Source organism: Brevundimonas sp., from assembly GCF_030656255.1.
Taxonomy (GTDB): Bacteria; Pseudomonadota; Alphaproteobacteria; order Caulobacterales; family Caulobacteraceae; genus Brevundimonas.
Window position 1 is genome coordinate 1 of sequence record NZ_JAUSOE010000079.1, and the last position, 21,142, is coordinate 21,142.

Here is a 21,142-nt window from a genome sequence, read left to right on the forward strand (position 1 = left end):
CGTCTCGGGCTGGAAGGGTTTGGTGATCAGGAAGGTCGGCTCGGGCCGCTCGCCGGTCAGCAGACGTTCCGGGAAGGCGGTGATGACGATCACCGGCACGTCCATGTTCTTCAGGATTTCCTTGACCGCATCGATGCCCGACGACCCGTCGGCCAGTTGGATGTCGGCCAGGACCAGACCCGGCTTGTGGCGGGCCACGGCCTCGATGGCTTCGTCATGGGTGGTGGCCGCGCCGGTGACGCGGTGGCCCAGTTCCTTGACCAGGCTCTGGATATCGGCCGAGATGATGGCCTCGTCCTCGATCACCAGAACATCGGTCGCCAGTTCGGCGTCGATGTCGGACTGGGCTTCGGCGATCAGGCGCTCGACGTCGCGGGCGTCGGCCGACAGAATCTGGGCGGCCTCCGACGGTGTGAAGCCTTCGAGCGCGGTCAGCAGGAAGGCCTGACGCGAGCGCGGTGCAATGCGCAGCAGACGACTGGAGGCGTCGGTGCGGCCATCGACGGCGCTGACGTCTTCCAGCTGCGCCCCGGTCGAGGACCAGATGGCGTGGAAGACGTGATAGAGGGCGACGCGCGGCGTCATGTCCGGCGAAAGCTGTTGCTCACCGGCCGCCAGGGCCTCGAGCGCGACACGCACATAGTTGTCGCCTGTCGCCTGATCGCCGGTCAGCGCCCGTGCATACCGACGGACATAGGGCAGATGCGGCGCAAGTCTGGCCAGAAGGCTCATTCTAGATAGTCCCCGACAAAATTCATCAGCTCCGCCTTATAAGGCGCAGCTCTAGAGCGGACTTGAACGTATCAAGCGGGCCACGGTTCCATGCTGAAATACAAGCTTCAGCATAAAATCCCAAAATGGGAGGAACCCGCTCGCCCGGGCGACGTTATCGGGTTCGCATTTCTGCACTGCAGTTGGGTGGGCGGTGTTCTGTCTATGATCAATTCTTCCGATTCCTCGCGGCGTAAGGACGTCGAAAATGCGGGGGAGGCGGGGCTCGAGGAAGCTCGACTTCGCCAACAGGCCATCGGCGTCAAGCTACGCCACATGTTCGACGAGGTGGTCAACGAGCCTGTGCCTGACGAATTCCTGGAAATTCTGAAGCGCGCCGACGCCAAGGCGTCGGGCGGTGGCGCATGAGCACGTCTCGCCTGGGCGCGGCCCCAAAACCCGCTTCGGCCGACGACGACGGCTTCAAGCGCGAACTGGTTCAGCTGATCCCGCATCTGCGCGCCTTCGCGCGGACCCTGACGGGCGATCCGACCGCCGCCGACGATCTGGCGCAGGACGCCATGATGAAGGCGTGGGACGCGCGGGCCAGCTATCAGATGGGCACCAACATGAAGGCCTGGACCTTCATGATCCTGCGTAACCAATTCTATTCCGAAAAGCGCCGCTCGTGGCGCCAGTCGCAACTGGATCAGGAGGCCGCCGAGCGGACCCTGGTGGCGGTCGACGATCCCGAGGCGCCGGTCGCCCTGGACGAATTGCGCCAGGCGCTGAAGACCCTGCCGGAAGAACAGCGTGAAGCCCTAATCCTGGTCGGCGCGGGCGGTTTCGCCTACGAAGAGGCGGCCGAGATCTGTGGCTGCGCCGTGGGTACGGTGAAAAGCCGCGTCAGCCGGGCGCGTCGCGCCCTGGCGGCCACGCTGGAAAAAGGCGGCTACGGCCGCGACGGCAAGGCGGCGGGCGACGCGATGCGCTCCATTCTCGGCGAGGCCGACAGGCTGGCCGGCGCCCGGTCCTGATCCCCGGTGGCGGAAGAGACCAGACCCGGCGACGCGGACGCGCAGCCTCGCCTGGGTCGGAAATTGAACACCGCCCGGTTCCAGGGCATCCGCTTCCGCCTCGGCATGGCCATGGCCCTGGCGCTGCTGCCGATCTTCATCCTGATCCTGATCCAGACCCAGGCCGACTTCAGCCAGCAGGCTGAAGATCGCAAGGTCGATCTGCAACTGGCCGCCGAGCGCAGCGCCGGTAGCGCCAAGGCGCGGCTGGACGGCGCACAGGTTCTGCTGCGCGCCTTGAGCCCCGACGCGCTCGGTCCCTATTGCGCGCCGCGGCTGACGGCGCTCGTCGACCGGCTGGAGGGCTATGAGGGCCTGTACCGCCTGAGCCCCACGGGCGAAGCGGTGTGTGCGTCGGGACGGCCGGACGGGGTTCGATCCGGCCTCGCCCCGGCCGCCGGCGCAGACTGGTTCCAAAGACTGAGGCGTGGCGAGGATCTGGTCGTGGTTCGCGCGCCGGCCAACGCCGGCTATCCGGCGGCCCTGATCGTCGCCATCCGCTCAGAACGTCCCATGGGCCGGTTCGACGGGGCCATGGCCGCCGTGATCCCCCTGTCCGCGCTTCAGCCGGACATCGAGGATCCCGCCCTGCCCTCGGCCTCCGAAGCCGCATTGACCGACGGCGCCGGTCAGATACTGGTCGCCAGCGATCCCGCCGCCTTCCGCCTGTCAGGCGGCGGCGACGTTTCGGGCTGGGTCGCCCGGGCGCGCGACGAAGGCACGGCCGTGTTCGCGGCCAAGGACAGCCGCAACCAGCGCCGCGACTACGCCGGCGCCGTGCTGGCGGGCGGCGACCTGTACGCCCTGCTGTCGGCGCCGGCCCCGGGTCTTCTGTCCTGGGCGCGGCTGAATCCGATCGGCAGCCTGCTGCTGCCCCTGGGGGCCTGGCTGACAGCCTTTGCCGCGGTGATGCTGTTGTCGGAACGCATCTTCATTCGCTGGCTGGACTATCTGGAGCGGATCGCCGCCCTCTACGCCAAGGGCCGGTTCTCGGTGCGGCCGCTGCAGGCGATGAACGCCCCGGCCGAGATCCGCACCATGGCCCGCACCCTGGACGAGATGGCCGAGGCCATCACGGTCCGCGACCGCGAGCTGATGAATTCGATCGCCGAGAAGGACGCGCTGATGCGCGAGATCCATCACCGGGTGAAGAACAATCTGCAGATCATCTCGTCCCTGCTGTCGATGCACCAGCGGGCCCTCACCGACGCCCCGGCCAAGGCGGCCCTGGGCGACACCCGCCAGCGGATCTCCGCCTTGGCCCTGATCTATCGCACCCTGTATCAGAGCGACGACATCCGCCACGCTGACGCGCGTGACTTCCTGACGGAACTGGTCGGCCAGCTGGTCGCCAGCGAGGCGGGGCGCGGCCCGGTCGTCGTCAGCTCTGTGGAGGCCGACTCGCTGCTGGTCGATCCGGACAAGCTGGCGCCCCTGGCCCTGTGGCTGGTCGAGGCGGTGACCAACGCCCAGAAGCATGCCTTCGCGGGTCGCGGCGGGACGCTGAAGGTCCGGTTCCGGGTCCATGGCGACACCTCGACCCTGGAAGTCGAGGACGACGGCCCGGGCGCCTCGGCAGGAGCGGAGGTCGGGGTGGGGCGCACCCTGATGGGCGCCTTCGCCAAACAGCTGCGCGGCGAGGCCGAGTTCATCGAGGCGCCGGGCGGCGGGGCGATCGCCCGCATGACCTTCGCCACCCCGGAGGCCTTGTCGCCGACCGACCCCGCCGACAAGACAAACGGCGGCGGCGGAACCGGAGCCGTGCGGTCGCGTTGATACGCCGAAGACCGACAGACTCCCATGTCGGCTCAACTGGAGCTTTCTCATGCGCAAGATTTTCGTACTGGTCGCCGCCGCCGCCGCCCTGACCACCGCCGCCTGCAACACCGTCGAAGGCGTGGGCCGTGACACTCAGGCCGCCGGCTCGGCCGTTTCGGGCGCCGCCCAAGACGCCAAGAACTAATCTTTCGGCGGCGAACGTCGCATCGAAGATGCTTGCAAGGCCCCGCTTCGTCGGGGCCTTGTTCGTTTCAGGACTGCTCCAGGAGAGATTTCCGTGAACCAGACCGCCCGGAACGCCGGCCTCGCCCTGCTTCGCCAGCACGCCTTGATCGCCGGAGCGCCGATCCCGGCGAACGGCGGCGGGATCGCCGTGGACGACCCTGCGACCGGCGAGATCATCGGTCATGTCCCTGACCTGGGCGCCGCCGAGACCGAGCGCGCCATTCAGGCCGCCGCCGACGCCTTTCCCGATTGGTCGCAGTCCGATCCGCACAAGCGGGCCGCCTTCCTGCACACCTGGGCCGCCCTGATCGACGAGAACACCGAGGGGCTGGGCGCCCTGATGGCGCTGGAAAACGGCAAGCCGTTCGAAGAGGCCAAGGGCGAGGTCGTCTACGCCAACGGGTTTCTGAAATGGTTCGCAGGCGAGGCCGAGCGGCTGATCGGCGAGACCCAGGACAGCCCGCTGGGCCATCTGATCCTGACCTATCGCGCGGCGGTCGGGCCCTGCGCCCTGATCACCCCGTGGAACTTCCCGGCGGCCATGCTGACCCGCAAGCTGGGTCCGGCCTTCGCCGCCGGCTGCACCGCCGTGGTCAAGCCGGCCAGCCAGACCCCCTTCACCGCCATCGCCCTGGCCGAACTGGCCTATCAGGCCGGTCTGCCGAAAGGGGCGTTGTCCATCGTGACCGGCGAGGCCGCCGTGATCGGCAAGGTGCTGACCGACAGTCCCCTGATCCGCAAACTGTCCTTCACCGGCTCGACCGGGGTGGGCCGCAAGCTGGCCGAGCAATGCGCCCCGACCCTGAAGCGGGTGTCGATGGAGCTGGGCGGCGCCGCCCCCCTGATCGTCTTCGCCGACGCGGATCTGGATCTGGCGGTGGCCGAGACCATCAAGGGCAAGTTCCGGAACTCGGGCCAGACCTGCGTCTGCCCCAACCGCGTCTATGTCGAACGCTCGGTGTCAGAAGCCTATGCTGAAAAGCTGGCGGCGGAAGTGGCGAAGATCAAGGTCGGCCCCGCCTTCGACGACGGCGTCAAGGTCGGCCCGCTGATCGAGGACAAGGCCATCGACAAGGTTGAGAAGCACGTGGCGGCGGTGCAGGCCGACGGCGGCCGGGTGGTGACCGGGGGATCGCGCCATGAACTGGGCGGTCGCTTCTTCCAGCCGACCGTGACGCTGGGCGGAAACGACGCGCTATTCCGCGAGGAGGAGACCTTCGGCCCGATGATCCCGGTCTTCCCGTTCGATAGCGAGGACGAGGTGCTGGAGAAGGCCAACGCCAGCGATTACGGCCTGGCCTCCTATCTGTTCACCCGCGACCTGGACCGGGCCATGCGGTTCAGCCGCCGCATCGAGGCCGGCATGTGCGGGGTCAACACCGGCCTGATCTCCACAGCCGTCGCCCCGTTCGGCGGGGTCAAACAGTCCGGCTACGGCCGCGAAGGCTCGATCCACGGCATCGACGAATATGTGGAGGTGAAGACGGTGACCTTGGCGTTGCGGTGAGAAGTCAGGCGAAGGCCCAACCCGTCGCCGGGTTGTCATCCGGTGACGGCGGGCGGCGACGGGCGGAAGGACGCGCGGCACGTGACTTGCGATGGCCGATCCGACGCCGGACTGCGGCCCGCCACTGATCCGTCTTCGCTTCGATCATCCCTCGAATGACCCGGACGCGGGCGTTCGCCGCGATCAGGCCGACAGCCGCCAGCACCTCGACATAGGCCAGGACGTCGCCGGCCATGAAGAGCGCCATCTCCAACGGCAGAAGCTGAATCAACATCACGGCGCCCAGCACGATGAGGGCGGTTCTTAAGGCGCCGCGCGACAGCAGGCGTAGGGTCGCGCTCACGATTAGACGGCGACTGCCCGCATGGAGGGTGCAGGCCAGGCCGAGGCAGACGAGAAACAGCGGCAGTCCGCCCGCCAGCACCCCCGGCATGGCGACCAAGGCGGCGGCGATCGCCAGGCCGAACCAGATCAAACCGTCGCGATCCATATATCCCCCAGACCAGATGTCCCCATTCGATCTGGGAACCACCGATCAAACCGGCAAGGCCCCGCGCTTGACCACCGACCGCATGGCGACGCTGGAGGAGACGCGGTGGACGCCGGGCAGGCGGGTCAGGGTCTTGGCGTGGACCCGTTCCAGATCGTCGACGTCGCGCACCACCAGACGCAGCAGATAGTCGGCGCCCCCGGTCATCAGATAGCATTCCATCACCTCGGGCGCGGCGGCGACGGCCTGTTCGAAGGCGGTCAGAACCGCCTCGGACTGGGACGACAGGGTGACGGTGACGAAGACGCTGATCGGCAGGCCCACGGCCCGCTCGCTGATCACGGCGGCATAGTGGTCGATCACCCCGGCCGCCTCAAGCGCCCGCAGGCGGCGCAGACAGGCGCTTTCGGATAGGGCTACCTGACGCGCCAGGTCCGCATTGGTCATCCGCCCGTCCTGCTGCAGCAGGCGGAGCATCTTCCTGTCGGTTCCATCCACTTCAACGGCGGAAACAGTCTTCATTGGGCCAATCCATCGCAGAGGCTGCGCATGTACGGCGATCAGGTCGCGAAATGAACAGGATTCTGCGGCCCGCTCGGCGCTATATGTGAAGCGACGGCGATCCGCCCGCAGAGACGGACGCTCCCCTTATTTCCGGAGAGGTTCCCCATGCGCGTCGGCGTTCCCAGCGAGATCAAGAAGAACGAACACCGTGTCGGCCTGACGCCGACGGCGGTGCGCGAATATGTGGCCCACGGCCATTCGGTCTCGGTCCAGACCGGCGCCGGCCTGGGCGCCGGTTTCACCGATGCGGACTATGAGAAGGCGGGCGCCACCCTGGCCGCCGACGCCGCGACCATCTTTGCGAACAACGACATGATCGTGAAGGTCAAGGAGCCGCAGAAGGTCGAGTGGGAGATGCTGCGCGAGGATCAGATCCTCTACACCTATCTGCACCTGGCCCCCGATCCGGAACAGACCAAGGGCCTGCTGGCGTCGAAATGCGCCGCCATCGCCTATGAGACCGTCACGGACGCGCGCGGCGGCCTGCCGCTGTTGGCGCCCATGTCGGAAGTCGCGGGGCGGATCGCCGTCTTCTCGGCCGCCGAGACCCTGCTGAAGCACAATGGCGGCATGGGCCTGCTGTTCTGCGGCGTGCCGGGCGTGGCCCCCGCGCGGGTTCTGGTGCTGGGCGGCGGCGTGGTCGGCCTGAACGCGGCGCGGATGGCCATGGGCCTGGGCGCCGAGGTGGTGGTGCTGGAACGTTCGATCCCGCGCATGGCCTATATCGACGAGATCACCGGCGGCCGGGTCATCACCCGCTATTCCTCCATCGGCGCCATCGAGGAAGAACTGATCAAGGCCGATGTGGTGATCGGCGCCGTCCTGGTGCCGGGCGCCTCGGCCCCGAAACTGGTCAAGCGCGAACATCTGAAGACGATGAAGCCCGGCTCGGTGCTGATCGACGTGGCCATCGACCAGGGCGGCTGTTTCGAGACCTCGCACGCGACGACCCACGAAGACCCGACCTATGTCATCGACGGCGTGGTCCACTATTGCGTCGCCAACATGCCGGGCGCCGCCCCGCGCACCAGCTCCGAAGCCCTGAACAACGCCACCCTGCCCTTCGGCCTGGCTCTGGCGGACCACGGCCTCGAAGCCCTGAAGGCCGATCCGCACCTGGCGCGCGGCCTCAACGTGCTGAAGGGCGAGATCACCTATCCCGCCGTGGCCCAGGCGCTCGGCATGGAGTTCAGCGACCCGTTCGGCGTCTGGGCGAAGGGCTGACGCTCTATCCTTCTCCCCTTGTGGGAGAAGGTGGCCCGAAGGGCCGGATGAGGGGGCACACCGGCTTAAACGCCAGCGTGACCCCTCGCCCGACCGCGCCAGAACGACGGCTGCGCCGCCGTGCGCGGTCTCCCTCTCCCGCAAGGGGAGAGGGCGGCTGTAAATTCTCGTCGTCTTGCGGCATAAGCCCGCGATGAAGTTCCTCGACCAGGCCAAGATCTATATCCGCTCCGGCAACGGCGGCGCGGGCTCCGTGTCGTTTCGACGCGAGAAATTCATTCCCAACGGCGGCCCTGACGGCGGCGACGGCGGCAAGGGCGGCGACGTCTGGATCGAGGCGGTCGATGGACTGAACACCCTGATCGACTATCGCTATCAGCAGCATTTCAAGGCCCAGACCGGTCACCACGGCCAGGGCCGCCAGATGCACGGCGGCAAGGGCGAGGACGTGCATCTGAAGGTGCCGGTCGGCACCCAGGTGCTGGACGAGGACAAGGAGACCGTGCTCCTCGACATGGACACGCCCGGCAAGATCGAGCTGCTGCTGAAGGGCGGCAACGGCGGTTGGGGCAATGTCCGCTTCAAGGGCCCGACCAACCAGGCGCCGACCTACGCCAACCCCGGCCAGGACGGCCAGGAGCGCTGGATCTGGCTGCGGCTGAAACTGATCGCCGACATCGGTCTGGCGGGTCTGCCGAACGCGGGCAAGTCCACCTTCCTGGCGGCCGCCAGCGCCGCCAAGCCCAAGATCGCCGACTATCCCTTCACCACCCTGGCGCCGAACCTGGGGATGGTGGACCTGTCGCCGTCCGAGCGGTTCGTCATCGCCGACATCCCCGGCCTGATCGAGGGCGCCAGCGAGGGCGCCGGCCTGGGCACACGCTTCCTGGGCCACGTCGAACGCTCGGCCAGCCTGATCCACCTGGTCGACGGCACCCAGGACGACGTGGCCGCCGCTTATCGGATCATCCGAGGCGAGTTGGAAGCTTACGGCGAAGGTCTGGCCGAAAAGGCCGAGATCCTGGCTCTGAACAAGATCGACGCCTTGACGCCCGAAGCGCGCGAGGAGAAGGCGGGCGAACTGGAGGCCGTCGCCGGCCGCCGGCCCATGCTGGTGTCGGGCGTGTCGGGCGAAGGCGTGTCCGCCTTGCTGCGCGCCGCCTGGGCCGAGGTGAAGAAGACCCGGGGCGCCCTGGCCGGCGACAGCGACGTCGATCAGACCTCGGGCTGGCAGCCCTAAGGGGCCTCCGGTGAGCGGGTGTGGCGTGCGAACGTCACCTGGGTGACTTCGCCGGGAAAACCGTTGTGCAAATGAGCGGACAACGGTTTTCGATGCTATGCGTTAAGCCGTGCCAACGGTGAAGCTGGAGCACTCCTCCCCTATGCGTCGATTCCTCATATGGTCCGCCCTGGCCGCCTTGATCGGCCTGATCCTGGCGGGGGTCGGCTACTGGGCCTATTGGAACTTCTATTCGCGGTTCCAGCCGGTCACGATCAGCCGCAACCAGGCCCAGATCCAGCAACTGCTCGACGAGGCCTCCTGGGTGTCGGGCGGCGGCGGGGGCGAACCCCTCTATATCGTCAGCTATCGCGACAGCGCTTCGGCCCAACGCTATGAGCAGGAAGAGGTCGCGAAACTCCAGGCCGCAGGGGTCGAGCCGCGCGTCATCCTGTTCGCCCGCCCCGACCGCGAGGGTCTGGTGCAGTCCACCGCCGCTGAACGGGCCACCATCGCGGAACTGTGGCTGACCCGCGACTGGTCCCTGTACCAACGCTGGACGGCGACGCCGGCGCGGAACTGGACCGCCGCCGGCCTGCCCCAGGCGGACGGCAATCTGGCGCGATCGGCCGTGGTCGACGCCAGCCGCCAGTTCGACGAGCGCCTGACCGCCCTGCTCAGCGACGCCGGGGTGCACATCACCTATCCGCTGATCCTGTGGCGTGACCGCGACGGCTTCCTGAAGGCCTGCGGCTGCGCCGACAGCCGGTCCTGGGCCTTCATCCGCGACGATCTGAACGCGCCCGACCGCGTGGGTCAGGCGACGCCGGTCGATGAACTTCCGGCCGCAGAGGCCTATCCGGGCGACGGAAGTCCGGCCGAAGCGGGCCAGACCCCGGCCATGCCCTATCCGGCCCTGCCGGCGATCCCGCCTGCGAACGGGCAGACGCCCAGCGGCCAGACGCCTAATGGACAGGCCCAGAACACGCCGCCCAGCACCGGGACGCCGCGCCAGACCCCGCCGGCGACGACGCCCCGCGCCGCGCCCCAGGCCAAGAAGCAGGACGACACCACCTTCTTCTAGGAGGCGCGGACGCGGGGTCGGTTGAAGCCCTAAAGGGCGCGGCAGGCCGCGATCAGCCGATCCACGTCGGCGGCGTCCTGATACAGGCCGAAGCCGAACCGGATCACGTCGTCGCGCACGTCCGTCACCACCCCGGCGGCCAGCAGGTTCGCCCGCCAGGCTTGGGCGTCGTTATGGCGCAGGGCCAGGAAACGGGCGCGGGGGTCGTCGCCCTGGACAGGATTCAGGATCTCCGCCGCGCCGATTACACCGGCCTCGCCGCCCTGAACCGCCGCCTGGAATCGCATCGCCAGCGCCCGGCTGTGCTCCGCCACATCCGCCGTGGTCAGCCCGGCGTCGCTCAACATCCGGCGTGCGGCGTTGAACCGGTACAGGGCCGAACTGTCGAAGGTCGCGCCCCAGAAGCGACCGCCGTCCGAGCGGTACTGGACCCCGCCCGGCGGACCGGACAGATCCCCGAACTCGGCGAACCAGCCCGTGACCACCGGCCGGGGCGCGAAGCCGTCTGGGGCGTGCAGGAAACAGGCCCCCTCGCCCGCCATGGCGTATTTATAGCCGCCGCCGACATAGAAGACCCGGTCCGCCACGGCCGACAGATCGGTCGGCGTCGCCATGAAGCCGTGATAGCCGTCGATCAGGACCCAGGGCCCCTCCGGCCGGGCCAGGGCGGCCAGAGCCTCGATCCCGTCGAACAGGCCGCCGGTGCGGAAGAAGACCTGGCTGACCAGTATCCAGTCATGACCGCCCGCGGCGGCCGCCGCGACGAACCGTTCGGCGAAGGTGTCGAAGGGCGCCAGGGGCACGCGAGTGACCACGGCCTGACCCGCCTCCTCCCAACGCTCGGCCTGACGCCGAAACGAATGGAACTCGCCGTCGGTGGACAGAATTCGCACCGGCCGGGTCTCGAAGGCCGAAAAGACCCGCAGCAGCAGGTCATGGGTATTGGACGAAAAGATCACGCTGTCGGGCGAGGCCAGCTTCAGTTCGTTCGCCACCTCGGCCTGGGCCTGGGGGATGACCTCGCTGAAGATCAGGTCCCACTTGCGGTCGGCGTGCAGATTGGCGTCGAGCCAGGCCTGTTGCTGGGCCTCGAAACTGACGTCGGGCCACAGGTGATGGCTGTGGGCGGCGAAATGCAGACGCTCCGGCGCAAGGGCCAGGGCGCGGGAAAAGAGGGGCTTGAACGACATGGGCGCACCATGACCGCTTCGGCCCCGCCCGTCGATATCAGCGGCCTTTGCGCAAGCCCAACATGCCCAGCCAGCCGCCGCTGGTCAGCAGGGCCACGTCCAGCAGGGCCAGGGGCAGGGGAGTGGATACGGGCGCGGCGATGAACCGGGCCTTCCAGTCCGGGGCGAACTTGGCCTTGTAGCTGCGCAGACCCTGGAACCCGTACAGGGCGCCGCCCTCCTCGAACACCAGGGCGCCGACACGGGCAAAGACAGGGGCGACGCGGCGATCCTCCAGCCCGGCCAGGGGCGCCATGCCCAGGTCGAATGTGGCGATCCCCTCGGCCTTGGCCCATTGGACGCAGCGGATGAACAGATAGTCCATCACCCCATGCGGCGCGTCGGGCGTATAGCGCATCAGGTCCACCGCCGCCTCGCCCGGCGTGACCAGCAGATTGGCGAAGGCCACGATCCGCTCGCCCTCGCGCACCACCGCCAGAGGCGTCAGGTTCAGATAGTCGATGTCGAACCGGCCCAGGGAGAAGGACTTCTCCGCCCCGTTGTGCAGGCCCATCCAGGCGTCCGAAATCGCCTTCAGCTCGGCCTCCAGCGCCCTGGCGGCGCCGGCCGGCAGGATGTCGAAACTGGCCCCCTCGCGTTCGGCCCGGTTCACGGCCGTGCGCAGGTTCTGCTTGCTCTTGCCCTCCAGAGCGAAGGCCTCTGTGCGGATCACGGCCGTCTCGCCGACCTTGCGCATGGCCAGGCCCATGGTCGCCAGTTCGCTGAGGATGTCGTCCCCGACCGAATAGAAGACCGCCGCCCCGCCGTAGCTGTCGGCCAGTTCGGCGAAGGCCCACAACAGCTCCTGACGTTCCTCCAGCGCGCCCGCCGGCTCGCCCATGGCGATCCAGCGCCGTCCCCGCACCCGATAGGCCAGGAAGCTGCGGCCCGAGGGGCTGAACAACAGGGCCTTGTCGCCCAGCATGGCCAGCCAGGCCTCGGGCGTGGCCTCTTCCGCCGCCTCCAAGGCGATGCGGGCGCGTTCGATCTGGTCCTTCGAGGCCGGACCGTGACTGTCGGCGCCGGGCGAGCTGAGCAGGGAGCGCCCGGCGACCAGCAGGGTCAGCAGGGACAGGACCAGACCCGCCCGCAGGAAGCCCGAGGCCTGACGATCCACCAGGAACCGCCACCACAGTTCGTCCGAATAGGCCACGTCGCGATAGGCGAAGAAGCCCAGCCACAGCATCGACCCCACCACCGCGATCAGCAGCAGCAGCCAGCCGGGCCGCAGGGGCTCGCTGAGACGCGAGCGGCGGTTGAAGGCCGTGCGACACGGCGCCAGCAGGGCGGCGACGAGCGCCAGATCGACGGACTCTTCCCAGTCCAGCCCCTTCAGAACCGAAAAGATCGCCCCGACGGCCAGCACCGCCAGGGCCGCCCAATAGGCGCCGCGCCGCCGCCGCCACAGACCGGCCGACAGCAGGATCAGCATGAAGCCGGCGATGCTGGCCACGAAGTGAGACAGGTCGATCAGGATCGGCGACACGACCCCGGTCAGTTGCCGCAACCGTCCGTCGAACTCGGGCGTCACCGCAGAAATGAGCATCAGCGCCCCGGCGCAGAAGGCCACGACCGCAAAAATCTGCGGCGTCAGCTCATAGGCGAGCCCCAGAAGCCTGCGCAGCAGGCCGGGCACATAGGCGTTCCGGCGATTCACGCGGCCTCCTGCCGATTCGACGCAATGCCTCACCTTAGACCAGGAATCGTCCAACCGGGGCAGGTTCAGGGTCATTTTGGGGCCGATGAAACAATCCGAAACATGGTGGGTTTGATGATTGCGGGCGCCGGGCCCGTGCAACCGGATGTTCTTCCCATGAACTTCAAGACCGCCATTCTGAGCAGCGCCGCAGCCGCCTTCCTGATCGCCTCGCCCGCCCTGGCGCAGGAAGCCGCTCCTGCGGCCCCCGCAACCCAAGAAGCCCCCGCTCAGCCCAGCCTGTCGCTGACGCCTGGCACTTCGGTGCATGGCCCCGACGGCGAACTGGGCAAGCTTGAAGGCGTTCAGAACAACGCTTCGGGCGCCCAGGAACTGACGGTTCGCGGCGCCGACGGCCAGCTTCGCCCCGTGCCGCTGAACGGCATCCGCCAGGACGGCGCCAATGTGGTGGTGGCCTATACCAAGACAGAGTACGACGCCGCCGCCCCGATCCCTGGCGCCCCGCCGGCTCCGTCCGCCGCACCGGCGCCCGCCGCCGATCCTTCGGCCATGCCGGCCGAGCCTGCTGAGCCGACGACGGCCGAACCGACCCCGACCGATCCGACCATGACCGAGCCTGCCGATCCGTCGGGCAGCAGCGACCCGATGGCTCCGCCGACCGGCGACCAGCCCCAGCGCTGATCCATGACCGCTCGGGTTTAATCTGAGCACAGACGTCGAGAAGGCGGGTGGGACATCCCGCCCGCCTTTTCCATGTGTTGTCAGACGAAAGAAAGGAACGCGATGGATTCGACATTCCCCTTGTTTTCCTTCATAAGCCGCCGCTTCCGACGCAAGTGAACCTCGCGTCTCCACCGGGACGACCCCATCTTTGATGGACGAGCCCGGCGAGAACCCTCCGCCGACGTGATCGTCGCCGGGGGCTGTTGTCGTATGGAGCCGGTTTACCCGTCGAAACGAGGTTGTGAATGTTCGAGGCTCTGAACGAGCGGCTGACAGGCGTCTTCGACCGGATCACCGGCCGCGGCGCCCTGTCCGAAAAGGATGTCTCCGAGGCGATGCGCGAAGTGCGCGTGGCCCTGCTCGAGGCCGACGTCGCCCTGCCGGTCGTCAAGGAATTCATCGCCTTCGCCACCGAGCGCGCCACCGGTGAAGAGGTCATCCGTTCGGTCAAGCCTGCCGACCAGGTGGTCAAGATCGTCTATGACGGCCTGATCGAGATGCTGGGCGGCGAAGAGCCGGTCCCGCTCAACACCAACGCCAGTCCGCCCGCCGTGGTGCTGATGGCCGGCCTGCAGGGCTCGGGCAAGACCACGACCTCGGCCAAGCTGGCGCTGCGCCTGACCAAGTTCGATCGCAAGAAGGTCATGATGGCCTCGCTGGACACCCGTCGTCCGGCCGCGATGGAACAGCTGGCCCAGCTGGGCAAACAGATCGACGTCGCCGTCCTGCCCATCGTGGCGGGCGAGAGCGCGGTCCAGATCACACGCCGGGCGCTGCAGTCGGCCAAGCTCCAGGGCTTCGACGTCCTGATCCTCGACACCGCCGGCCGCATCACCCTGGACGAGGGGCTGATGAACGAGGTGGCCGAGGTCGCCGCCATCGCCCAGCCTGTCGAGACCCTGCTGGTCGCCGACAGCCTGACCGGCCAGGACGCGGTCCGCACCGCCGCCGCCTTCCACGCCCGCCTGCCTCTGACCGGCCTGGTCCTGACCCGCGCCGACGGCGACGGTCGCGGCGGCGCCATGCTGTCGATGCGGGCCGTCACCGGCCTGCCGATCAAATATCTGGGCGCCGGCGAAAAGGTCGATGCGCTGGACGTGTTCGACGCCCGCCGCGTCGCCGGCCGCATCCTGGGTCAGGGCGATATCGTCGCCCTGGTCGAGAAGGCGTCGCAGGACCTGGACCAGGCCAAGGCCGAGAAGATGGCCCGGAAGCTGGCCAAGGGCCAGTTCGACCTGGACGACCTGGCCGGCCAACTGCAGCAGATGAAGCGGATGGGCGGGCTTCAGGGCATCATGGGCATGCTGCCCGGCGTGGCCAAGATGAAGTCCCAGATGGCCGGCAGCGGCATCGACGACCGCATGATCCTGCGCCAGGAAGCCATCATCTCGGCCATGACCAAGGCCGAGCGCAAGAAGCCCGACCTGCTGAACGCCAGCCGCAAGAAGCGGATCGCCGCCGGCGCAGGCGTCGATGTCCAGGACGTCAACCGGGTCCTGAAACAGCACCGCCAGATGGCCGACGTGGTCAAACAGATGGCGCGCGGCGGCCCCAAGAAGATGCAGCAGATGGCCGCCATGCTGGGCGGTCTCGGCGGCGGGGGCGGCGGCGTCCCCGGCATGCCGGGCATGGGCGGCGGCCCTGACCTGAACCGATTGAAGGCCCTGGGCGGCGGCAAGACGCCGGAACCCAGCGCCGACGAACTGAAAGCTATCCAGGACCGGCTCGCCGGCCTGGGCGGCGGACAACTTCCGGGAGGCCTTCCGGGCCTTCCGGGCTTCCCTCCCAAGAAATAACGACTTCCTAGAAAGAGACTGACAATGCTGAAGATTCGTCTGGCCCGCGGCGGCGCCAAGAAGCGCCCCTACTACCACATCGTCATCGCCGACTCGCACTCGCCCCGCGACGGCAAGTTCATCGAGAAGGTCGGCAGCTACAACCCGATGCTGCCCAAGGACGGCGCCACCCCGCGCGTCGCCCTGAAGGTCGAGCGTATCGCTGAATGGCTCGGCAAGGGCGCTCAGCCGACCGACCGCGTCGCTCGCTTCCTGTCGCAGGACGAGACCCTGGGCGCCAAGGTGAAGTGGACCCAGTCCAACAACCCGAACAAGGCCCAGCCCGGCAAGAAGGCGCAAGAGCGCGCCGCCGAACGCGCCCAGCGCGAAGCCGACCGCCTGGAAGCCGAAGCCGCCGCCAAGGTCGAGGCCGCTGAAGCCGCCGCCCGCGCCAAGGAAGAAGCCGCTGCTGCTGCGGCTGCCCCGGCTGTCGAAGAAGCCCCGGCTGAAGAAGCGTCCGCCGCTGAAGCCGCCGCCGAAGAAGCTCCGGCTGCTGAGGACGCCGCTGAAGAAAAGACTGAAGCCTAAGGCTTTCGGTCTCGACACGATCAAGGCGGCGTCCTTCGACGCCGCCTTTTTCATGGGCTAAGGACGACCATGACCCAGGACAGCAGACTCATCCTCGTCGGCCAGATCGGCGGCGGTTTCGGGGTGCGGGGCGAGGTGCGGGTGACCGCCTTCACCGCCGATCCCCTGGCCCTGACCGCCTATGGGCCGCTGCTGCGCGCCGACGGCACGGTGGCCCTGACCCTGACCTCGACCCGGCCCGACAAGAACGGCGTCGTCGGCCGGGCCAAGGAGATCACGACCAAGGAACAGGCCGACGCCCTGCGCGGTCTGAAACTGCACGTCCCCCGCGACCGTTTCCCCGAGCCGGACGAGGATGAATTCTATCTGGCCGATCTGTTGGGGGTCGAGGTCCGCGACACGGCGGGCGCCGTCATGGGCACGGTCAAGTCGGTCCAGAATTTCGGCGCCGACGACATGCTGGAGATCGCCCCCGCTGCGGGCGGCCCCACCTGGTATCTGCCCTTCACCAAGGAGGCGACGCCCGAGCTGCACCTGGCCGACGGCTGGCTGCTGGCCGTGCCGCCGACCGAGGTGGGCGAGCGCGAGCCGGATTAGCTGTTGTCTTCGACCTCGGCGTTCGGGCCATTTTTCTTGATGGAGTCGATGGCGTTCTGAGCCGAGGCCTTGGAACTGTAGCCCTCGGTCGAGAACAGGGTCTCGGAATTATACTTGAACCGGACCCGGAACTCACCGGCCTTGTCCTTGTAGATTTCGAACTTGTGCGCCATCGAACGTCTCCCTTCCTGCGACCTGTGATCGGCCACGGCCAAGCTGGCATCGTCTCGCGTACGGTTCCAGACACAAGCCCGCGACCAAATCGTGCCGATGACAGTTGCGGACTTTGCGCCTGGCGCCGACATGGTCGTTCATCACCAAGTCGAGGCCGCACCCATGACCGACCTGTCCGCCTTCCCGATCACCGGCCGCTGGCCGGCCCAGAATCCCGACCGGTTGCAGCTCTATTCCCTGCCCACGCCCAACGGCGTGAAGGTGTCGATCATGCTGGAGGAGGTGGGCCTGGCCTATGAGCCGCACTTCATCGACATCATGGCCAACGAGACCTGGGGCCCGGAATTCCTCTCGCTGAACCCCAATGGCAAAATCCCCGCCATTCTCGACCCCGACGGCCCCGGCGGAAAGCCGCTGGCCCTGTTCGAGTCCGGCGCCATCCTGATCTATCTGGCGGAGAAGACCGGCAAACTGCTCTCGACCGACCCTGCGACCCGCTACGAGACGATCCAGTGGCTGATGTTCCAGATGGGCGCGATCGGCCCGATGTTCGGCCAGCTGGGCTTCTTCCACCGCTTCGCCGGCAAGGACTATGAGGACAAGCGCCCGCGCGACCGCTACGTCGCCGAAAGCCGCCGCCTGCTGGGCGTGCTGGAGACGCGGCTAGAGGGCCGCGACTGGATCGTGGGCGACTATTCCATCGCCGATGTCGCCACCCTGGGCTGGGTCCGCAACCTGATCGGCTTCTACGAGGCGGGCGAGATCGTCGGCTTCAAGGACTTCCCGAACGTCGCCGCCTGGCTGGAGCGCGGTCTGGCTCGTCCGGCGGTGCAGCGCGGGCTGGAGATTCCGGCGCGCGGCTGAACCCTCGCCCGTCGGTCGCGTTGTCTCGCCACACCAACAGGAGCGCGACCGATGGGCATCTTCTCTTCGATCTGGAACAAGATCACCGGCCACAAGCCGAAAACGGCCCCCGCGCCGTCGCCCACAGCCGCTGGCGCGCCGCCCGCACCCGGCGCGGCGCCCATCCCGACCGCCGCGCCGGCGCTGCCGCCCGTCGATGTCGAGGCGGTGCTCAGCGATCTGGCCGAAACCCGGGGCGGCGGCGGCAATTGGCGCACCTCCATCGTCGATCTGCTGAAGCTGCTGGATCTGGATTCCAGCCTGGCCGCCCGCAAGGAGTTGGCCGAGGAGCTTGACGTTCACGCCGGCGAACATGGCTCGGCCGAGCAGAACATCGCCCTGTCCAAGGCGGTGTGGAAGAAACTGGCGGAAAACGGCGGCCAGGTCCCGGCGTCGCTGCGGGACTGAGGCGCGGTGCGCCTAGGCGGCTGGATCAGGCTTTCGGTCTGATCCAGCGCAGCGCGCCCAAGGCTGCGAAACCGACGACCAAGCCCCAGAAGGCCGAGCCTATGCCGAACAGGGCGATCCCCGATGCGGTGGCGGCGAAGGTCAAGACGGCGGCTTCGCGCTCGTCCGCCTTGGCCAGCATGGCGACCAGAGCGCCCGTCAGGGCCGCGATCAAGGCCAGGCCGGTGATGATGGCCAGCACCGCCGGCGGCATGGCGATGAACAGTCCCGCCAGCGGCGCCGCGAACAAGGCCACGATGATATAGAAGCCGCCATAGATCACCCCGACGATCCAGCGTCGCGCCGGATCCGGGTGGGCTTCCGACCCGGTGCAGAGGGCGGCGGTTATGGCGGCCAGATTGACTCCGTGCGCCCCGAAAGGCGCGGCGATCACGCTGGTCAGACCTGTCGCCAGGATCAGCAGATTGGCCGGGGGCGCATATCCGGCGGCCCGCAACACCACCAGGCCCGGCAGGTTCTGCGACGCCAGCGTGACCAGGAACAACGGCAGGCCCAGACTGGCGGCGACCTTCCAGTCAAAGGCGGGCATGACGGGCGACAGGGTCCCAAACAGGCCGGTCCCCGGCGGCAGGCCGATCTGGTTCCTGAGCATCAGCACGGCGAAAGCCGCGCCCAGGACGGCGGGCAGGGCCCAGGCGGGCCACAGTCGGCGCACGACGATGAAGACGGCAAGCAGGCCGACCGCCAGCGTCAGCTCATCAGGCGCGACCTTGAACAGTCTCAGCACGAAGGGCGACAGCACGCCCGCCAGCATGGCCGAGGCGACCGAGGCTGGGATTTTCTGGGCCAGCCGTCCCAGGACAGGCAACAGGCCGGTCAGCAGCATCAACACGCCCGCCACGACGAAGGCGCCGACGGCGTTGGCCCAGCCCAGCCCCAGAGTGGAGGCCGCCAGCAGCGCCGCCCCGGGCGTCGACCAGGCCAGGACGACCGGCATCCGCAGGCGCCAGCTCAGCACCATGCCCGGCACGCCTATGCCCAGGCACAGGGCGGTGACCATCGAAACGATCTGGGCGGGGTGGGCGCCCAGCGCCTGACCCGCCTGCACCACTAGGGCCACCGTGCCGCCGAAGCCGACGACGGTCGCCACCGCCGCCGCCGAAACGGCGGACGGCGTCAGCAGGGGGACGGACGGTTCGGAACTGGACAGGGGACGCCCCTATTCCTCGTCGCCGGCCAGACCCATCATGTGGAAGCCGGCGTCGACGTGAACGACTTCGCCCGTGGTCGACAGACCCAGGTCCGAGCACAGCCACAGGGCGGCCCCGGCGACGCCTTCCATCGAGGTGTCTTCCTTCATGGCCGACATGGCGCGGCCTTGGCTGATCATGCCGCGGCCGCCCGAGATGCCGGCCAGCGACAGGGTGCGCATGGCGCCGGCCGAGATGGCGTTGACGCGGATGCCCTTGGGCCCCAGGTCGCGGGCGATATAGCGGGTCGCCGCCTCCAGCGCCGCCTTGGCCACGCCCATGGTGTTGTAGTTGGGGATGGCCCGTTCCGAGCCGAGGTAGGTCATGGTGATCATCGACCCGCCGTTCGGCATCAGCCGGGACGCGCGCTTGGCCACGTCCACGAAGCTGAAGGCCGAGATGTTCATGGCCAGCAGGAAGCTGTCGCGGCTGGTGTTCTCGACGAACGACCCCTTCAGCTCGTCCTTGTTGGCGAAGGCGACCGAGTGGACGACGAAGTCGATCGTGCCGAACTCCTTTTCCAGTTCGGCGAAGGCGGCGTCCATCGAGGCGTCGTCGGTGACGTCGGCCTGGATCAGCAGCCTGGCGCCCACGCTCTCGGCCAGCGGGCGCACCCGACGCTCAAGCCCCTCGCCCATATAGGTGAAGGCCAGTTCCGCCCCCTGGGCCGCCAGTTGCGAGGCGATGCCCCAGGCGATGGAATTGGCGTTCGCCACCCCCATGATCAGGCCCTTCTTGCCCTTCATGAGTTCGCCGGTCGGCATGTTCCAGCCTTCGGAAGCGGCCATGATACGTCTCCTGATGATTTGCGCGGAGGGTTAGCAGGCGCAGGCGACGGGCTCAACGTCTTCTCCCTCCCCCTGCGGGGGAGGGGGGCGAAGGCGGAGCCGAAGCCGGGTGGGAAGGGCCGCGCGACCCGTCCCCGACATTAGAAGATCCGAGCGGCGTCGCCTTGCCGCCCCCGCCCCGTCGCTGACGCGACGCCCCTCCCCCGCAGGGGGAGGGAGATCCATTGTCGTTAAAGCAGGGCCGAAATCGCCGCCCGCGCGGCTTCGCCCAGATCGGGGCGTTTCAGGGCCAGGGCCACATTGGCGCGCAGCAAGCCGATCTTGTCGCCGCAGTCGTGGGTGACGCCCTCGTATTCGACGGCGGTGAAGGCCTGGCGCTCCATCAGGCGCGCCATGGCGTCGGTCAGCTGGATTTCGCCCCCGGCGCCCTTCTCCTGGGTCGCCAGCAGATCGAAGATTTCCGGCTGAAGGATATAGCGGCCCGAGATCGACAGATTGGACGGCGCCGTGCCGGGGGCGGGCTTCTCGACCATCCCCTTCATCACGATGCGCGAGCCGTCGCGGCTGACGGGATCGACGATGCCGTATTTATGGGCCAGTTCGACATCGACGGATTCTACGCCGATGATGTTGCCGCCGGTCTCGGCATAGACCTCGGCCAGCTGTTTCAAGGCGCCGGGCTGAGAATCGACGATGACGTCGGGCAGGATGACGGCGAAGGGCTCGTCGCCGATGATGTCGCGGGCGCACCAGACGGCGTGGCCCAGCCCCTTGGGCTGCATCTGGCGTGTGAAGCTCATCTCGCCTGCGGACGCCAATTCGGCGTTCATCATCTCGAGTATCTCGATCTTGCCCTTGGCCAGCAGCTGGGCCTCAAGCTCGATCTGGTGATCGAAATAGTCCTCGATGGCGCCCTTGGAGCGGCCTGTGACGAAGACGATGTGTTCGATCCCGGCTTCGCGGGCCTCTTCGACGATATAGGACAGAATCGGCCGATCGACGACGTTCAGCAGTTCCTTGGGCGTGGTCTTGGTGCCGGGAAGAACGCGGGTGCCGAGGCCCGCGACGGGCAGAACGGCCTTGCGCAGACGCGCGGGCTTGGTGGTCATCAATGAATCCTGACAGCTATCCCGCCCCTCTTAACCGGTGCGGACCGGCGAATGAAGGGGCA

Annotated in this window: 23 protein-coding genes; 14 read left to right on the plus strand and 9 right to left on the minus strand. The window is 68.0% G+C overall.

The genetic code is table 11. The features are described 5' to 3' along the window. Nucleotides 1–732, minus strand: a 732-nt coding sequence (locus Q7J26_RS08630) for a response regulator (RefSeq protein WP_304936053.1), incomplete at its 3' end; no start/stop codon positions are given. 204 nt (nucleotides 733–936) lie between these two features. On the opposite strand from Q7J26_RS08630, the gene Q7J26_RS08635 reads away from it, so the two are divergent. The 5 genes from Q7J26_RS08635 to Q7J26_RS08655 all read left to right on the plus strand — a co-directional run bounded on the left by Q7J26_RS08635 (nucleotide 937) and on the right by Q7J26_RS08655 (nucleotide 5,298). Continuing rightward, nucleotides 937–1,140, plus strand: a complete 204-nt coding sequence (locus Q7J26_RS08635; protein ID WP_292150044.1) for a NepR family anti-sigma factor — start codon at nucleotides 937–939, stop codon at nucleotides 1,138–1,140. Continuing rightward, a complete protein-coding gene (locus Q7J26_RS08640; RefSeq protein ID WP_008259301.1) occupies nucleotides 1,137–1,748 on the plus strand; it encodes a sigma-70 family RNA polymerase sigma factor in 612 nt (203 codons plus the stop codon). The genes Q7J26_RS08635 and Q7J26_RS08640 overlap by 4 nt, the downstream gene beginning before the upstream one ends. A 105-nt stretch (nucleotides 1,749–1,853) precedes the next feature. Further along, complete coding sequence (locus Q7J26_RS08645) at nucleotides 1,854–3,563, plus strand: sensor histidine kinase (protein ID WP_304936077.1); 1,710 nt, start codon at nucleotides 1,854–1,856, stop codon at nucleotides 3,561–3,563. A 49-nt stretch (nucleotides 3,564–3,612) separates the two neighbouring features. After that, the gene (locus Q7J26_RS08650; protein WP_008264300.1) at nucleotides 3,613–3,750 is read left to right on the plus strand and encodes an entericidin A/B family lipoprotein; all 138 of its coding nucleotides are present in this window, start codon (nucleotides 3,613–3,615) and stop codon (nucleotides 3,748–3,750) included. Between the two features lie 93 nt (nucleotides 3,751–3,843). Next, complete coding sequence (locus tag Q7J26_RS08655; RefSeq protein WP_304936054.1) at nucleotides 3,844–5,298, plus strand: NAD-dependent succinate-semialdehyde dehydrogenase; 1,455 nt, start codon at nucleotides 3,844–3,846, stop codon at nucleotides 5,296–5,298. 4 nt (nucleotides 5,299–5,302) lie between these two features. On the opposite strand, the gene Q7J26_RS08660 is transcribed toward Q7J26_RS08655, so the two are convergent. Both Q7J26_RS08660 and Q7J26_RS08665 read right to left on the minus strand, forming a co-directional pair. Next, nucleotides 5,303–5,788 (minus strand): hypothetical protein, encoded by a 486-nt coding sequence (locus Q7J26_RS08660; RefSeq protein WP_304936055.1) that lies wholly within the window; start codon nucleotides 5,786–5,788, stop codon nucleotides 5,303–5,305. 45 nt (nucleotides 5,789–5,833) lie between these two features. After that, nucleotides 5,834–6,310, minus strand: coding sequence for an Lrp/AsnC family transcriptional regulator (locus Q7J26_RS08665; protein ID WP_304936056.1), 477 nt, complete (start codon nucleotides 6,308–6,310; stop codon nucleotides 5,834–5,836). A 147-nt stretch (nucleotides 6,311–6,457) separates the two neighbouring features. On the opposite strand from Q7J26_RS08665, the gene ald reads away from it, so the two are divergent. The 3 genes from ald (at nucleotide 6,458) to Q7J26_RS08680 (ending at nucleotide 9,879) form a co-directional block, all read left to right on the plus strand. Continuing rightward, nucleotides 6,458–7,576: an alanine dehydrogenase gene (gene ald / locus Q7J26_RS08670; protein WP_304936057.1), complete on the plus strand. Its 1,119-nt coding sequence runs from the start codon at nucleotides 6,458–6,460 to the stop codon at nucleotides 7,574–7,576. 193 nt (nucleotides 7,577–7,769) lie between these two features. After that, nucleotides 7,770–8,816 (plus strand): GTPase ObgE, encoded by a 1,047-nt coding sequence (gene obgE, locus Q7J26_RS08675; protein WP_304936058.1) that lies wholly within the window; start codon nucleotides 7,770–7,772, stop codon nucleotides 8,814–8,816. A gap of 142 nt (nucleotides 8,817–8,958) precedes the next feature. Then, complete coding sequence (locus Q7J26_RS08680) at nucleotides 8,959–9,879, plus strand: hypothetical protein (RefSeq protein ID WP_304936059.1); 921 nt, start codon at nucleotides 8,959–8,961, stop codon at nucleotides 9,877–9,879. A gap of 29 nt (nucleotides 9,880–9,908) precedes the next feature. Here Q7J26_RS08680 and Q7J26_RS08685 read toward each other — a convergent pair whose 3' ends face one another. Continuing rightward, on the minus strand, nucleotides 9,909–11,069 hold the full coding sequence (locus tag Q7J26_RS08685; protein ID WP_304936060.1) for a class V aminotransferase: 1,161 nt from the start codon (nucleotides 11,067–11,069) through the stop codon (nucleotides 9,909–9,911). A 37-nt stretch (nucleotides 11,070–11,106) separates the two neighbouring features. Next, nucleotides 11,107–12,765, minus strand: coding sequence for a GNAT family N-acetyltransferase (locus Q7J26_RS08690; protein ID WP_304936061.1), 1,659 nt, complete (start codon nucleotides 12,763–12,765; stop codon nucleotides 11,107–11,109). Nucleotides 12,766–12,921: 156 nt separating this feature from the next. Here Q7J26_RS08690 and Q7J26_RS08695 point away from each other — a divergent pair, with 156 nt between their 5' ends. From Q7J26_RS08695 to rimM, 4 genes are all read left to right on the plus strand, one after another. Next, the gene (locus Q7J26_RS08695; RefSeq protein WP_304936062.1) at nucleotides 12,922–13,446 is read left to right on the plus strand and encodes a hypothetical protein; all 525 of its coding nucleotides are present in this window, start codon (nucleotides 12,922–12,924) and stop codon (nucleotides 13,444–13,446) included. A 287-nt stretch (nucleotides 13,447–13,733) separates the two neighbouring features. Next, nucleotides 13,734–15,284: a signal recognition particle protein gene (gene ffh, locus Q7J26_RS08700; RefSeq protein WP_304936063.1), complete on the plus strand. Its 1,551-nt coding sequence runs from the start codon at nucleotides 13,734–13,736 to the stop codon at nucleotides 15,282–15,284. A 24-nt stretch (nucleotides 15,285–15,308) separates the two neighbouring features. Beyond that, entirely contained in the window at nucleotides 15,309–15,851 is a 543-nt protein-coding gene (rpsP, locus tag Q7J26_RS08705) for a 30S ribosomal protein S16 (RefSeq protein WP_304936064.1), read from the plus strand. Between the two features lie 69 nt (nucleotides 15,852–15,920). Further along, entirely contained in the window at nucleotides 15,921–16,448 is a 528-nt protein-coding gene (gene rimM / locus Q7J26_RS08710; RefSeq protein WP_304936065.1) for a ribosome maturation factor RimM, read from the plus strand. On the opposite strand, the gene Q7J26_RS08715 is transcribed toward rimM, so the two are convergent. Beyond that, complete coding sequence (locus tag Q7J26_RS08715; RefSeq protein ID WP_304936066.1) at nucleotides 16,445–16,621, minus strand: YegP family protein; 177 nt, start codon at nucleotides 16,619–16,621, stop codon at nucleotides 16,445–16,447. The genes rimM and Q7J26_RS08715 overlap by 4 nt on opposite strands. Before the next feature lie 163 nt (nucleotides 16,622–16,784). On the opposite strand from Q7J26_RS08715, the gene Q7J26_RS08720 reads away from it, so the two are divergent. Then, nucleotides 16,785–17,486, plus strand: a complete 702-nt coding sequence (locus tag Q7J26_RS08720) for a glutathione binding-like protein (RefSeq protein ID WP_304936067.1) — start codon at nucleotides 16,785–16,787, stop codon at nucleotides 17,484–17,486. Between the two features lie 51 nt (nucleotides 17,487–17,537). After that, nucleotides 17,538–17,933 (plus strand): DUF3597 family protein, encoded by a 396-nt coding sequence (locus tag Q7J26_RS08725; RefSeq protein ID WP_304936068.1) that lies wholly within the window; start codon nucleotides 17,538–17,540, stop codon nucleotides 17,931–17,933. A gap of 25 nt (nucleotides 17,934–17,958) precedes the next feature. On the opposite strand, the gene Q7J26_RS08730 is transcribed toward Q7J26_RS08725, so the two are convergent. From Q7J26_RS08730 to galU, 3 genes are all read right to left on the minus strand, one after another. Next, nucleotides 17,959–19,143 (minus strand): benzoate/H(+) symporter BenE family transporter, encoded by a 1,185-nt coding sequence (locus tag Q7J26_RS08730; protein ID WP_370651928.1) that lies wholly within the window; start codon nucleotides 19,141–19,143, stop codon nucleotides 17,959–17,961. 9 nt (nucleotides 19,144–19,152) lie between these two features. Beyond that, a complete protein-coding gene (locus tag Q7J26_RS08735) occupies nucleotides 19,153–19,947 on the minus strand; it encodes an enoyl-ACP reductase (protein ID WP_304936079.1) in 795 nt (264 codons plus the stop codon). Between the two features lie 254 nt (nucleotides 19,948–20,201). After that, nucleotides 20,202–21,080, minus strand: coding sequence for a UTP--glucose-1-phosphate uridylyltransferase GalU (gene galU, locus Q7J26_RS08740; protein ID WP_304936069.1), 879 nt, complete (start codon nucleotides 21,078–21,080; stop codon nucleotides 20,202–20,204). Nucleotides 21,081–21,142: the final 62 nt, after the last annotated feature.

Excerpts from the sequence above, each read along its gene's own strand:
- Q7J26_RS08635 (WP_292150044.1), top strand. The coding sequence starts at position 937 with ATGATCAATTCTTCCGATTCCTCGCGGCGTAAGGACGTCGAAAATGCG.
- Q7J26_RS08640 (WP_008259301.1), top strand. The coding sequence starts at position 1,137 with ATGAGCACGTCTCGCCTGGGCGCGGCCCCAAAACCCGCTTCGGCCGAC.
- Q7J26_RS08645 (WP_304936077.1), top strand. The coding sequence starts at position 1,854 with ATGGCCATGGCCCTGGCGCTGCTGCCGATCTTCATCCTGATCCTGATC.
- Q7J26_RS08650 (WP_008264300.1), top strand. The coding sequence starts at position 3,613 with ATGCGCAAGATTTTCGTACTGGTCGCCGCCGCCGCCGCCCTGACCACC.
- Q7J26_RS08660 (WP_304936055.1), bottom strand. The coding sequence starts at position 5,788 with ATGGATCGCGACGGTTTGATCTGGTTCGGCCTGGCGATCGCCGCCGCC.
- Q7J26_RS08665 (WP_304936056.1), bottom strand. The coding sequence starts at position 6,310 with ATGAAGACTGTTTCCGCCGTTGAAGTGGATGGAACCGACAGGAAGATG.
- ald (WP_304936057.1), top strand. The coding sequence starts at position 6,458 with ATGCGCGTCGGCGTTCCCAGCGAGATCAAGAAGAACGAACACCGTGTC.
- obgE (WP_304936058.1), top strand. The coding sequence starts at position 7,770 with ATGAAGTTCCTCGACCAGGCCAAGATCTATATCCGCTCCGGCAACGGC.
- Q7J26_RS08680 (WP_304936059.1), top strand. The coding sequence starts at position 8,959 with ATGCGTCGATTCCTCATATGGTCCGCCCTGGCCGCCTTGATCGGCCTG.
- Q7J26_RS08685 (WP_304936060.1), bottom strand. The coding sequence starts at position 11,069 with ATGTCGTTCAAGCCCCTCTTTTCCCGCGCCCTGGCCCTTGCGCCGGAG.
- Q7J26_RS08695 (WP_304936062.1), top strand. The coding sequence starts at position 12,922 with ATGAACTTCAAGACCGCCATTCTGAGCAGCGCCGCAGCCGCCTTCCTG.
- ffh (WP_304936063.1), top strand. The coding sequence starts at position 13,734 with ATGTTCGAGGCTCTGAACGAGCGGCTGACAGGCGTCTTCGACCGGATC.
- rpsP (WP_304936064.1), top strand. The coding sequence starts at position 15,309 with ATGCTGAAGATTCGTCTGGCCCGCGGCGGCGCCAAGAAGCGCCCCTAC.
- rimM (WP_304936065.1), top strand. The coding sequence starts at position 15,921 with ATGACCCAGGACAGCAGACTCATCCTCGTCGGCCAGATCGGCGGCGGT.
- Q7J26_RS08715 (WP_304936066.1), bottom strand. The coding sequence starts at position 16,621 with ATGGCGCACAAGTTCGAAATCTACAAGGACAAGGCCGGTGAGTTCCGG.
- Q7J26_RS08720 (WP_304936067.1), top strand. The coding sequence starts at position 16,785 with ATGACCGACCTGTCCGCCTTCCCGATCACCGGCCGCTGGCCGGCCCAG.
- Q7J26_RS08725 (WP_304936068.1), top strand. The coding sequence starts at position 17,538 with ATGGGCATCTTCTCTTCGATCTGGAACAAGATCACCGGCCACAAGCCG.
- Q7J26_RS08735 (WP_304936079.1), bottom strand. The coding sequence starts at position 19,947 with ATGCCGACCGGCGAACTCATGAAGGGCAAGAAGGGCCTGATCATGGGG.
- galU (WP_304936069.1), bottom strand. The coding sequence starts at position 21,080 with ATGACCACCAAGCCCGCGCGTCTGCGCAAGGCCGTTCTGCCCGTCGCG.